Genomic DNA, 12,574 nt, shown 5'->3' with positions numbered 1-12,574 from the left:
CTAAGCGCTGCCGCCATGTCGTCCCTGGATGGAATGGCGGTGCCCTCCCTGGCCGCCGCCCGCCGCATCGTCGTCAAGATCGGTTCCGCCCTGGTGGTGGAGGAGAAGACGGCGGCCCCGCGCGCCGCCTGGCTGGCCAGCGTCGCCGCCGATGTCGCCGCGCTCCGCGCCCGCGGGACGGAGGTGATCCTGGTCTCCTCCGGCGCCATCGCCCTCGCCCGCCGCGCCCTCGGCCTGACGCGCAAGCGCCTCAAGCTCGAGGAGAAGCAGGCCGCCGCCGCGGTCGGCCAGATCCGCCTCGCCGGCGCCTGGCAGGAGGCGCTCTCGGCGCATGGCCTCGCCGCCGCGCAGCTCCTGCTGACGCTCGAGGACAGCGAGGACCGCCGCCGCTACCTCAATGCCCGCGCGACCCTCGGCACCCTGCTCGAGCTCGGCTGCGTGCCGGTGATCAACGAGAACGACACCGTCGCCACCACCGAGATCCGCTTCGGCGACAATGACCGGCTCGCCGCCCGCGTCGCCGAGATGACCGGCGCCGATGCGCTGGTGCTGCTCTCCGACATCGACGGGCTCTATACCGCCGACCCGCGCAAGGACCCGGCGGCGCGGCACCTGCCGGTGGTCGAGCGCATCACGGACGAGATCATGGCCATGGGGGGCGAGCCGCCGCCCGGCTATTCCTCGGGCGGCATGCGCACCAAGCTGATCGCCGCCCGCATCGCGACCGGCGCGGGCTGCGCCATGGCGATCGCCATCGGCCAGCGCGACAACCCGCTGCGCGCCATCCTCGACGGCGCCCGCTGCACCTGGTTCCTGCCCGCGCCCGAGGGCCGCACCGCGCGCAAGCGCTGGATCGCCGGCTCGCTCGCGCCGCTCGGCAGCCTCGTCGTCGATGCCGGGGCGGCGCGCGCCCTCGCACGCGGCTCCTCGCTGCTGCCGGCCGGCGTCCGGGCGGTGGAGGGCAGCTTCCGCCGCGGCGATCCCGTCGGCATCCGCGACGAGGCCGGCCGCGAGGTGGCGCGCGGCCTCGCCGCCTATGACGTCGAGGATGCCCGCCGCATCGCCGGCCACCGCAGCGAGGAGCTCGAGGAGATCCTCGGCTGGCGCGGCCGGGACGAGATCGTGCACCGGGACGACCTCGTCCTCATGTGACGCCGCCCGGCCGGCGCCGGCTCACGCCGGGTCGGAGAAGAAGGCCATGCCGAGGAGATGGGTGGGCTCGCTGCCGCCATCCGCGGCGAGCGGCAGCAGCAGGCGCTCGAAGAAGACCGGCGCGCCGCCATCGCCGAAGTGCAGCCGGGCATAGTCGTGGCAGGGCACCTGCAGCCGGGCGCAGCGGCGATAGGCGGCGCCGAGCCCGCCGAAGACCTCGTCCCCCTCCAGGTCGTCGCCCGCGACCTCGCCCGGCAGCGGCCGCCCGGTGCGCCGGGCGAGCGCCGCACCGACCTGGACGAAGCGGAAGACCGGCTCCCCCTCGCCCGGCTCGATGGCGACCAGAAAGGCATGCGCCGCGCCGGCGCGGGCCTCGATGCCGATCGCCTCCGGCCGCGGCATTCCCTCCCCGCCGGCCGCTTCGCGCGCCTGCCGCCAGGTCATGTAGAGCTCGCGTAGCTCGGGCCGGCTCAGGCGCATGAGCATCCTCTCATGCGGTGTCGCGGGCAGCCGGCCGAGGGCGGACAGCACCAGCCGCGCCAGCTCGCCCGGGGCGAAGGGCTTGGCGAGGACGATCTCGCTGCCCAGCGTGCCCGGGTCGCCATAGCCGCTGACGAAGATCACCGGCACGCCGGGATGGGCGGCGCGCAGCCGCAGGGCGAGGTCCGGCCCGCGGCCGCCCGGCATGGTGATGTCGGTGACCAGCAGGTCCAGCCGCTCGGCCGTCATGGCCTGCACCATGGCCGAGGCGACGCTGTCCGCCTCGATCACCGCATAGCCGAAGTCGCGCAGCAGGGTGGCGGTGACGAGCCGGACCTGGTCGTCGTCGTCCACCACCAGGATGGTCGCGGCGCCGTGCAGCGCCGGGTCCGGCTCGGCCGCGGCGGCGACCGGCGCGGCCTCCCGCGCCGCCCGCGGCAGCCAGATCTCCGCCAGGGTGCCCGCGCCCGGCGCACTGGCCAGCCGCAGCGCGCCGCCGCTCTGCCGCGCGAAGCCATGCACCATGGCAAGGCCGAGCCCGGTGCCCTGGCCGCGCGGCTTGGTCGTGAAGAAGGGCTCGGAGGCGCGCGCGAGCACCTCGGGCGGCATGCCGGGGCCGCTGTCGCGCACCGCGAAGACGACGTAGTCGGTGGCGGGGTGCAGGCCCTCGGGCCGGGCCTCGCCGCCGCCGGCGGCCGCGTTGCGCACCACGACCTGCAGGCTGCCGCTGCCATCCATGGCGTCGCGCGCATTCACCGCGAGGTTCAGCAGCGCGACCTCGAGGCGGTGCGGGTCGGTCAGCACCGGCCAGGTCTCCGGGGCGGCGCGCAGGCTGACCGTGACGCCGGAGCCGACGGAGCGGCGGAGCATCTGGTCCGTCTCCGCCAGGATGTCGGCCGGCCGCACCACGCTGGGCGTCAGCTCCTCGCGCCGGGCGAAGGCGAGCAGCTGCCGGATCAGCGTCGTCGCGCGGTCGGCCGCCCGCGTCCCGCTCTCGGCGAGGTCGAGGATCTCGCGGTTGTCGCGCGCCCGGCGGGCGATCAGCCGCAGGCTGCCCATGACGGCGGCGAGGATGTTGTTGAAGTCGTGCGCCACGCTGCCGGTGAGCTGGCCGAGCGCCTCCAGCTTCTGCGCCTGCACCAGGGCGCCGTGCGTCTCCTCGCGCCGGCGCAGCTCGGCCCGCAGCTCCTCGGCCGCCTCGCTCAGCGCGCGGGTGCGCTCGGCGACGCGCAGCTCGAGCTCGGCATTGGCCCGCGCCAGCGCCTGCTCGGCCCGGCGCTGGGCGGTGACGTCGACCAGCGCCTCCATCACCACGGTGGCGCCCTCGGGCGTGCGCCGCAGCGCCTTCTGCGCGGCGACGACCAGCGCCTCGCCCGACCGCGTCCGGTGCCTGAGGTCGCCCGACCAGGCGCCGTCGCGCCGCAGCGCCGTCTCGATCGCGGCGAGCGGCTCGGGGAACTCGGTCCTTAGCAGGTCGTGCGCGCTGCGGCCGAGCGCCTCCTCCCGCGGCCAGCCGTAGAGCCGCTCGCAGCCGCCGGACCAGAAGCGGATCGTGCCGTCGAGGTCGCGGGCCATGAAGGCGCCGAGGTCGAGCGTCTCCAGCAGGTCCCGCAGCCGCGCCTCGCTCGCGGCCAGCGCCGCCTCGGCCTGCTTGCGGGCGGAGATATCCTCGACGACGCTGATGAAGTGCTCGGGCCGCCCCGCGGCATCGCGGGAGAGCGAGACCGTGAGGTTGGCCCAGACCAGCGAGCCGTCCCGACGGCGGTAGCGCTTCTCCATGGCATAGCTGCGCAGGCTGCCGTCGAGCAGCGCCTGCACCTGCGCCAGGTCGGCGCCGAGATCCTCGGGATGCGTGAGGTCCTGGAAGCTCAGCCCGAACAGCTCCGCCTCCTCGTAGCCGAGGATCTCGCAGAGCCGCCCGTTCACCCGCAGCCAGCGCCCGTCGAGGCCGACATGCGCGAGGCCGACCGAGGCCTGTTCGAAGGTGCCGCGGAACCGCGCCTCGCTCTCGGCCAGCGCCCGGGTGTCGTGCTGCTCGCGCGTGACCGGCCGGACCGCGATGCTGACGCCCCGGACCGCGCCCGCCTCGTCCCGCACCGGATGGTAGGAGACGAGCCAGTGCCCGCTTTCCACCCCCGGCGTGCGGCCGGAGACGGGGCGGTCGACGAAGGACTCGCCGCGCTCGAGCACGGCGCGGAAGACCGGCTCCAGCTCCGGCCAGAGCTCCGGCACCAGTTCCTGCAGGCTGCGCCCGATGCATTCCTCCACCGGGAGGCCGTTGATGGCGGCGAGGGCGGCGTTGAGGCTGCGGTGGCGGTAGTCGCGGTCGACGAGCCCGAGGCCGATCGGCGCGGTGGCGTAGACGGCGCGGATCTCGTCCAGCGCCTGCCGGGCGCGGAGTTCGGCCAGCTTGCGCGCGGTCACGTCGATGACGACGCCGCGCAGGCGGCCGGGCATCCCGTCCGGTCCCGGCTCGCCCTCGCCCATGGATTGCAGCCAGCGGTGGCTGCCATCGGGCAGGACGACCCGGTACTCCGTGTCATAGCGGCCGCCCTCGGCGGCGAGGCGCCGTTGCTCCGCCGCGACCGGCGCGCGGTCCTCCGGATGGATGCGGGCCAGCAGGGCGGGAAGGTCACAATGCGCACCGGGCGGCATGCCGTGCAGGGAACGGAAACCGGGCGAGACCCGTGCCTCGCCGCCTCCGCCGGGCTCCGTCACCTCGAAGGTGGCGACATGCGCCGCCTCGGTGATGCGCCGCAGCGCCGCCTTGCTCTCGGCCAGCGCCAGCTCGGCCTGCTTGCGGTCGGTGATGTCGAAATCGATGCCGATCATCCGGGTCGGCCGGCCGGTGCCGTCGCGCTGCACGGTGCCGCGCGCCACCACCCAGCGCTCGCCGCCATCCGCCCGCCGCATGCGGAACTCGATGTCGTAGGGCGCATCCTCCGCCAGGGCCCGGTGAAGCGCGGCCTCGACCCGCGGCAGGTCGTCCGGGTGGACCAGGGCGCGGAAGGACTCGACGGTGCCGCCGAAGGTGCCCTCGGCCATGCCGAGCGCCGCCTCGAGGCCCGGCGACCACTGCACCGCGCCGGTGACCACGTTCCAGTCCCAGGAGAAGATGCGCGCCGCCTGCATGGCGAGGCGCATCTGCTCATGCGCCCGGGCCAGCGCCGCCTCGGTCGCCTCCCAGCCCGAGAGGTCGACCACGAAGGCCGAGGCGGCGCCGACCGCGCGGTCGTGGAAGGCGAAGAACATCAGCACCGGGACCCGGGTGCCGTCGGGACGGACGTATTCCTTCTGGTAGGGCGCGCAGGCGCCGTGCCGGACGGCCTCGGCGATCGCCGCCTCGTCGCGGCCGATCCATTCGGGCGGCGTCAGGTCGTCCCAGCGGACGCGCCCGGCGGCGAGGTCCTCCCGCGTCATGCCGACGATGCGGAGGAAGGCGTCGTTGGCCGCCGTGACCCGGCCGCCCGCATCCGAGCGCACGACACCGACCGGACTCGCCTCGAACAGCGCGCGCGCCTCGGCCGCTGCCTGCTCGCGCGCCTCGGCCCGGCGCGCCAGCAGCGCGCCCAGCTCGTCGATCTCGCGAACCGCAGTGCCGCGCGCGATGCCCTCCACGCCGGGCTCGCCGAGCTGCCGCAGCGACCGGGCCAGGCGATTGGCGAAAAGGGCGCCGCAGGCGAGGCTGGCCGAGAGCAGGAGCGTGCCGATCAGCAGCGTCGGCAGCAGCGCCTGCCGGAGCGAGGCCTCCATCGCGGCTTCCGGCACCATCACCTTGACCCGGAAGCCGGATTGCGGCGCCACGGCATAGGCCGCATGCATCACCACGCCCTCGAAGGTGGGATGCGGCGGGATGATCCCGGCCTGCTGCCGCATCGCGGCCAGCACCGCCTCGGATGGCCTGGCCGCCACCATCTCGCGGTCGCGGGCGGTCCGCGCCACGATGGTGAGCTGCCGATCGAGGGCGGAGGCGACGGCGCCCGGCGGCAGGCGCTGCTCGGTCAGGGTCGAGAGCAGCCGCTCGCGCGGCAGCACGAGGCCGAGCGCGTGCCGCGCGGGCGCGCCCCCCGGTGCAAGGGGCGCCTCGAGCGGCACGGCGACGGCGACCGACCACTCGCCCACGCTCGGGCTGACGAACAGGTTGCCGACCACGCTGCGCCCGGTGGCGAGCACCTCGGCGGCGGGGCCGGTGGGGAGGACTCCGAGCCGCTCGCCCGGTCGCCAGCTCGTGCTCAGCAGGATCTGCGTATCCGGGCCGATGAGATTGACGGCGCGGGCGCCGAAGGCAGCGGAGGTCGCGCGCATCTCGGCCCAGAAGGTCGGCAGGTCGCCGCGCGCGAGCGCGGGCGAGCCCGCCAGGGCGCGGAGCACCCGCTCGGCCGCCGCGAACTCCCCGTCGAGCAGCAGGGCCATGGCATGGGCCCGCGCGACCAGCGCCTCCTCCGCGCGCAGCCGTTCGGCCCGGTTCTGCTGCCAGACCGCGCCGCCCGCCAGGGCCAGCAGGGGCAGGGCGACGGCGAGCGCGAAGAGCAGGAGACGGTGGCGCAGGGTTGGCACGGGCCGCAGCGCTGCAGCAACGCGTGCGGGCGCCGCCATCGCGGCGCGGCGGCCGGCGTCGACGCCCGGCTCGATGGTCATGGCCGTCCTGGTCTCCTGAATACCCTCAGGGTTACGCCGCTTCCGGTTGCCGTGAAAGAGTTCACGAATGGGAGAGAACATGAAATCTGTTTAGGAATCGATCCTGGAAATCAAGTGGCGATTCATTGTCCCGGAAAGAAGCCGTAAGTGTAGCACGCAACATGTCGGGACCGCAGGCCGGGCCCGGATCGCCGCTGCAGCGAAGGAGGCCCGAGGGATCGGCGCGCTACATCGAGGGTTCCTCGCGGCCACACCCGTTGCATTTCTGCACAAATCTACCGACTCGGGCGCGGCAGGGTCCGGTGCCCCTGCCGGACCCCGGACGGCTGACGGGGCGGCGGGCGGGGGAGGGTCGCGCCCGGCCGGGGACGCCCCGACGGATCGGCCGGCCCCCGGCCCGCGCCTCAGGTGAGGCCGAATTCCAGCTCGCCCAGCTTCTCGATGCGAGTCACCACCCGGTCGCCCGGCTTCAGCCAGACGCGCTTCTCCGCGGGGTAGCCGGCGATGACGCCCTCCGGCGTGCCGGTGAAGATGATGTCGCCCGGCCGCAGCGTCATGTACCGGCTGCAATAGCTGACCAGCCGGCGGCAGTCGTGGATCAGCATCGATGTGTTCGAGCTCTGCCGCACCTCGCCGTTCACCAGGCACTCGATCGTCAGCGAGGCCGGATCCACCTGGTCCGCCGTGACCAGCCAGGGCCCGACGGGCCCCCAGCCGTCGCCGGCCTTGCCGAGCATCCACTGGCTGGTCCGCATTTGCAGGTCGCGCGCCGAGAAATCGTGGCCGCAGCAATAGCCGAAGACATAGTCGAGCGCCTGGTCCTCCGGCACGTTGCGCGCCGCGCGGCCGAGCACGACCACCAGCTCCGCCTCGTAGTCGAAGGCCCTGGCATTCTCCTCCGAGACGTTGATCGTGCCGCGGTGGTGGTTGAGCGCCGAGGTGAACTTGTTGAAGAGGATCGGCACCTCGGGCGCCGGCTGCTGCGCCTCCGCGGCATGGGCACGGTAGTTCAGCCCGACGCAGATGATCTTCTCGGGGTCGGTGACGCAGGGGCCGAAGGGCGCCTCCGCCTCCGCGATGAAGAACCGCGCGGCGCCGGGATCGCCGACCGCCCGCTCCACCAGCACCGGCAGGGCGGCGAGGTTGCCGCGGCCATGCAGCACGTCGTCGATCAGCACCGGCGCGCCGGTGCGGAACTGCGCCTCGGCCCGCTTCACGTCCAGCACGCCGCGGCGCGTGCGGATGCCGAGCGTCGGCGCCGACCCGCCCGTGGGGCCGCCGCCGCGCAGCGTGCAGAAGCTGAGGCCGCGTGGCATGGGTTGCGGCGCGCCCGGCGCGGGGCGCGGCGGCGCGGCCTCGGCGGCGGCGGGCAGGATGCCGGCGGCGCCGGCCAGGCCGGAGGCCTGCAGGAAGCGGCGACGGTTCTGGGACATGCGCTCTCCTCCCCCCTGTCTCTGCAGGGCGGGGAAGCCTCGCATGCCTGGGTTCAGGCGGGGGAGTGGTTCCGCGCCCGGTTCCGCGCCCAGGCCAGCGCCGCCCGCCCCGCCGCCACGCCGGTGGCGAAGCAGGCCTGCAGCAGGTAGCCGCCGGTCGGCGCCTCCCAGTCCAGCATCTCGCCGCAGGCGAAGGTGCCGGGGCGGCGGCGGAGCATCAGGCGCTCGTCCACCTCCGCCCAGCGCAGCCCGCCGGCCGAGGAGATGGCGCGGTCGAGGCCCATCGGCGCCTCGAGCCTGAGCGGCAGCGCCTTGACCAGGTGGGAGAGCGGCGCGGCGGCGCCGGCATGCAGCGCCTCCTGCACCAGCCCGATCGCGACCGGCGCCAGCCCGGCGCGGCGGAGGTGGTTCGCCAGCGACTGCCCGCCGCGCGGCCCGTCCAGCCGCGCGGCCAGCGCCGCCTCCGGCACGTCCGGCCGCAGGTCCAGCAGCAGGGTCGCCGGCCCCTCCGCCGCGATGGCGTCGCGCAGCGGGCCCGAGAGGGCATAGACCGCCCCTCCCTCGATGCCGGCGGCGGTCACCACCGCCTCCCCGCGCACCCTCCGCTCCGCGAAGGCGAGGGCGATGCGCTTCAGCGGCGTGCCCTCGAAGCGGGCGCGGAAGCGGTCCGACCAGGCGATGCGGAAGCCGCAATTGGCCGGGACCAGCGGCGCCACCCCCTCCAGCAGCCCGGCCCAGGCGCCGTCCGAGCCCAGCCGCGGCCAGGAGGCGCCGCCGAGCGCCAGCACCGCCGCCGCCGGCCGCAGCCGCAGCGGCCCTTCCGGCCCTTCGAAGGCGAGCGCCCCCTCCTCCCACCCCGTCCAGCGGTGCCTTGGCCGCAGCGCGACGCCCTGCCCCGCCAGCCGCGCCAGCCAGGCCCGCAGCAGGGGCGAGGCCTTCATGGCCCGCGGGAAGACCCGGCCGGATGTGCCGGTGAAGACCGGCTGGCCCAGCCCCTCCGCCCAGGCGGTGAGGGCGGCGGGCGGGAAGGCCTCGATGAAGGGGGCGAGGCGGTCCCGCGCCGCGCCGTAGCGGCCGAGGAAGGCCTCCGGCGGCTCGGAATGCGTCAGGTTCAGCCCGCCGCGGCCGGCGATCAGCAGCTTGCGCGCCGGGGAGGGCATGCGGTCCAGCACCGTGACCCGCGCGCCGCCGGCCGCCGCGGCCTCCGCCGTCATCAGCCCGGCCGGCCCGGCGCCGATGACCACGAGTTCGGGGCTTTCGTCCAGCGGCGTCATGGCCGGCTCTTAGGCCGGATGCGATCGCGGCGCATGTCCCCGCGCGCAGCGCAGGGTTGTAGCCGTTGCGGAGAACCCTCGCCGCCGCTGGCCGTTCAGGGCGCGCAACCGATTGGGACGGAGGTTCCTCATGGCCGATGGTTTCCTGTCCGGCTGGCGATCCAGCGCGCGCGACGCCGCCGAGGACTACAGCCGCCGCGCCGGCGACAGCCTGCGCGACGCCCGCGACAGCGCCGAGGATTACGGCCGGCGCGCCGGCAGCCGGCTGCGCGATGCGCGCGACGATGCCGAGGACTATGGCCGCCGCACCGCCGGCCGCCTGCGCGACCGCGGCGAGGATGCGCGCGGCGAATTGTCGCGGCTCTGGTCGCAGCTCGAGGACCTGGTGGAGCGGCGGATCGTCCCCGCGGCCTCGGACGCCGCCGGCACGGCGCGGTCCTATGCCCGCAGCGCCGGCTCCTATGCCCGGGACGGGCGGGAGATGGCCTATGACATGGCCGATCAGTTGCGGGACGTCACCCGCTCCCGCCCGTTGCTGGCGATCGGCGTCGCCGTGGCGGCGACCTGGCTGATCACCAGCATGCTGCGCAGCGGCCGGCGGTAAGCCTCTCCCCGGGCGGCGTCACGTCTCGACTCCGGCGCCGCCCGGCCCAAGATAGGGGGTACGATGAACCAGATCGCCCCCGTCCTCTTCTTCCCGCAGAAGCGCCCGGCCCCGCCGCCCGAGCGGGTGCTGAAGGTCGTCTCCCCTTTCGAGCCGAATGGCGACCAGCCGCAGGCGATCCGCGAGCTGGTCTCCGGCCTGCAGGCGAATGAGCGGGACCAGGTGCTGCTCGGCGTCACCGGCTCCGGCAAGACCTTCACCATGGCCAAGGTGATCGAGGCGGTGCAGCGCCCGACCCTGATCCTCGCGCCCAACAAGACATTGGCCGCCCAGTTGTACGGCGAAATGAAGAGCTTCTTCCCCGAGAACGCGGTGGAGTACTTCGTCTCCTACTACGACTACTACCAGCCCGAGGCTTATGTCCCGCGCACCGACACCTACATAGAGAAGGACGCGCAGATCAACGAGCAGATCGACCGCATGCGCCACTCCGCGACGCAGGCGCTGCTCGAGCGCAACGACGTGGTGATTGTGGCCTCGGTGAGCTGCATCTACGGCATCGGCTCGGTCGAGACCTATAGCCGCATGGTGGTGAAGCTCGAGGTCGGCGGCCGGATCGAGCGCGACGTCCTCGTGAAAGGCCTGGTCGAGCAGCAGTACCGCCGCAACGACAGCTTCTTCGCCCGCGGCACCTTCCGCATCCGCGGCGAGACGGTGGATATCTGGCCCTCCCACCTTGAGGACCGCGCCTGGCGCATCTCCCTCTTCGGCGACGAGGTGGACGGCATCCGGGAGTTCGACCCACTGACTGGCGAGGTGACGGCGGAGATGGAGCGCGTCTCCATCTACGCGAACAGCCACTACGTCACGCCGCGGCCGACGCTCAACCAGGCGATCGTGCAGATCAAGCAGGAGCTGAAGCAGCGCCTGGCCGAGCTGGAGGCGGAGGGCAAGCTGCTGGAGGCGCAGCGGCTTGGCCAGCGCACCCAGTTCGACATCGAGATGCTGGAGACCACCGGCTCCTGCAAGGGGATCGAGAACTACTCGCGCTACCTCTCCGGCCGCGGCCCGGGCGAGCCGCCGCCGACGCTCTTCGAGTACCTCCCCGAGAATGCCCTGCTGATCGTGGACGAGAGCCATGTCACCGTCGGCCAGCTCGGCGGCATGTACCGGGGCGACTTCGCGCGGAAGAGCGTGCTGAACGAGTTCGGCTTCCGCCTGCCCTCGTGCATGGACAACCGGCCGCTGAAATTCGAGGAGTGGGAGGCCTACCGCCCGAACACCGTCTTCGTCAGCGCGACGCCCGGGCCCTGGGAGATGGAGAAGAGCGGCGGCGTCTTCGCCGAGCAGGTCATCCGCCCGACCGGCCTGGTCGATCCCGTCACCGATATCCGCCCCGTTGAGGGCCAGGTGGACGACCTGCTGGCCGAGTGCCGTGAGGCCGTGAAGAAGGGCGGCCGCGTCCTCGTCACCACGCTGACCAAGCGGATGGCGGAGGACCTGACGGAGTACATGACGGAAGCCGGCATCAAGGTGCGGTACCTGCATTCCGACGTGGACACGCTGGAGCGGATCGAGATCATCCGCGACCTCCGCCGCGGCGCCTTCGACGTGCTGGTCGGCATCAACCTGCTGCGGGAGGGCCTCGACATCCCGGAATGCGTGCTGGTCGCCATCCTGGATGCCGACAAGGAGGGTTTCCTCCGCAGCACCACCTCCCTGATCCAGACCATCGGCCGCGCCGCCCGCAATGCCGAGGGGCGGGTCATCCTCTATGCCGACCGCATGACCGACAGCCTGCGTCGTGCGCTGGAGGAGACCGAGCGCCGCCGCAGCAAGCAGATGGCCTGGAATGCCGAGCACGGCATCACGCCGCAGACCATCAAGCGGCAGATCGCCGACGTCATGCAGTCCGTCTACGAGCAGGACTACGTGACGGTCGAGGCCGTCGAGGGCGACGCGACGGCGCAGTTCGTCGGCAAGGACCTCCGCGCCTCCATCGCCGAGCTCGAGAAGCGCATGCGCGCCGCGGCGGCGGACCTGGAGTTCGAGGAGGCGGCACGCCTGCGCGACGAGATCAAGCGGCTCGAGGCGCTCGACCTCGGCCTCGAGCCGAACCTCGCCGGGCGCTCCCTGCAGGAGGCGGCGCCGCGCGCGCCGGCCGGCGCTTCGTCCCGCGCCCCGGGCGGACGAGGGGCGGCCAAGGCGAAGGGCGACTGGAAGCCGAAGCCGCTGGGACCCGGCGGCGGCGGCTACGATCCGGAGAAGCGCCGCGGCGGCCGCCGCGCCGCCGGCGGCAGGGGGCGCTGACCCTTTCCATCGGGAGGCGCCCTGACCACGGGCGCCCGACGCCGCCGAAGGCGCCTGCGGCGCGGCCGCTCCCGCTCCGGCCGGCTGCGGGAACGCCCCGCCCCGCCGCCGCGTTCGCGCCGCGAACCGAGAGGAGACGCCCCATGGGCGAGTATACCGGCCGCATCCAGATCGCCCGGCCCCCGGCTGAGGTCTTCGCCTTCCTCGCCGACCTGCGGAACATGCCGCGCTATCTGCCCACCGTCTCGCATGTCGGGCCGCAGGGGCATCATGACGACCACGACGACGTGGCGATCGAGGGCAAGGCGGAGGACCGCACCTACCGCGACGAAGGCTGGCTGAAGGCCGAGCCGGAGGGCCGCCGCATGCGCTGGGGCTCGCACAGCCTGAAGGACTATGGCGGCACGCTGCAGGTGACGGAGGCCTCCGGCGGCGCGGCGGTGGAGATGCGCCTCCAGCTCACCCCGAAGCCCGAGGTCGCGGAGCGGATGCAGCGCGAGCACGGCAATGTCGACCACGGCATGCGCCTCGCGGTGGAGCGCACGCTCGCCGCCATCAAGGCCTGCTGCGAGGGCACGGCGGTGAGTGCGGCCGAGAAGGACACCACCCGCAGCGCCGACGACCTGCCGGACAGCCGCCCCTTCGGCAGCAGCGCGACGCTGAACCCGGATATCTGAGCGGGC

The 12,574-nt window shown here is 73.9% G+C and carries 7 protein-coding genes; 4 read left to right on the top strand and 3 right to left on the bottom strand.

Going from position 1 to position 12,574, the window contains the following annotated elements; translation table 11 throughout:
• Positions 1 to 33: 33 nt before the first annotated feature.
• Positions 34 to 1,152 carry a glutamate 5-kinase gene (proB, locus tag Q7A36_RS15200; RefSeq protein WP_305104565.1) on the top strand — a complete coding sequence of 373 codons (1,119 nt, stop codon included), beginning with the start codon at positions 34 to 36 and terminating at the stop codon, positions 1,150 to 1,152.
• Positions 1,153 to 1,173: 21 nt separating this feature from the next.
• Here the strand turns inward: proB and Q7A36_RS15195 are convergent, their stop codons facing one another.
• The 3 genes from Q7A36_RS15195 to Q7A36_RS15185 form a co-directional block, all read right to left on the bottom strand.
• Positions 1,174 to 6,270: a PAS domain S-box protein gene (locus Q7A36_RS15195; protein ID WP_305104564.1), complete on the bottom strand. Its 5,097-nt coding sequence runs from the start codon at positions 6,268 to 6,270 to the stop codon at positions 1,174 to 1,176.
• 404 nt (positions 6,271 to 6,674) lie between these two features.
• Entirely contained in the window at positions 6,675 to 7,703 is a 1,029-nt protein-coding gene (locus Q7A36_RS15190) for a fumarylacetoacetate hydrolase family protein (protein WP_305104563.1), read from the bottom strand.
• Between the two features lie 53 nt (positions 7,704 to 7,756).
• A complete protein-coding gene (locus Q7A36_RS15185) occupies positions 7,757 to 8,977 on the bottom strand; it encodes a TIGR03862 family flavoprotein (RefSeq protein ID WP_305104562.1) in 1,221 nt (406 codons plus the stop codon).
• 130 nt (positions 8,978 to 9,107) lie between these two features.
• On the opposite strand from Q7A36_RS15185, the gene Q7A36_RS15180 reads away from it, so the two are divergent.
• The 3 genes from Q7A36_RS15180 to Q7A36_RS15170 all read left to right on the top strand — a co-directional run bounded on the left by Q7A36_RS15180 (position 9,108) and on the right by Q7A36_RS15170 (position 12,568).
• Positions 9,108 to 9,581, top strand: coding sequence for a hypothetical protein (locus Q7A36_RS15180; RefSeq protein WP_305104561.1), 474 nt, complete (start codon positions 9,108 to 9,110; stop codon positions 9,579 to 9,581).
• Between the two features lie 63 nt (positions 9,582 to 9,644).
• Complete coding sequence (gene uvrB, locus Q7A36_RS15175; protein WP_305104560.1) at positions 9,645 to 11,891, top strand: excinuclease ABC subunit UvrB; 2,247 nt, start codon at positions 9,645 to 9,647, stop codon at positions 11,889 to 11,891.
• A gap of 143 nt (positions 11,892 to 12,034) precedes the next feature.
• A complete protein-coding gene (locus Q7A36_RS15170; protein WP_305104559.1) occupies positions 12,035 to 12,568 on the top strand; it encodes an SRPBCC family protein in 534 nt (177 codons plus the stop codon).
• The last annotated feature ends 6 nt before the right edge of the window (positions 12,569 to 12,574 follow it).

It is taken from the genome of Paracraurococcus lichenis (genome assembly GCF_030657435.1).
Classification (GTDB): Bacteria; Pseudomonadota; Alphaproteobacteria; order Acetobacterales; family Acetobacteraceae; genus Paracraurococcus; species Paracraurococcus lichenis.
This window is presented reverse-complemented; position numbering and strand designations above follow the sequence as displayed.

What these genes read in the sequence shown, in the direction of transcription:
- Q7A36_RS15180 (WP_305104561.1), top strand. Translation starts at nt 9,108, where the DNA reads ATGGCCGATGGTTTCCTGTCCGGCTGGCGATCCAGCGCGCGCGACGCC.
- proB (WP_305104565.1), top strand. Translation starts at nt 34, where the DNA reads ATGGCGGTGCCCTCCCTGGCCGCCGCCCGCCGCATCGTCGTCAAGATC.
- Q7A36_RS15190 (WP_305104563.1), bottom strand. Translation starts at nt 7,703, where the DNA reads ATGTCCCAGAACCGTCGCCGCTTCCTGCAGGCCTCCGGCCTGGCCGGC.
- Q7A36_RS15195 (WP_305104564.1), bottom strand. Translation starts at nt 6,270, where the DNA reads ATGACCATCGAGCCGGGCGTCGACGCCGGCCGCCGCGCCGCGATGGCG.
- Q7A36_RS15185 (WP_305104562.1), bottom strand. Translation starts at nt 8,977, where the DNA reads ATGACGCCGCTGGACGAAAGCCCCGAACTCGTGGTCATCGGCGCCGGG.
- Q7A36_RS15170 (WP_305104559.1), top strand. Translation starts at nt 12,035, where the DNA reads ATGGGCGAGTATACCGGCCGCATCCAGATCGCCCGGCCCCCGGCTGAG.
- uvrB (WP_305104560.1), top strand. Translation starts at nt 9,645, where the DNA reads ATGAACCAGATCGCCCCCGTCCTCTTCTTCCCGCAGAAGCGCCCGGCC.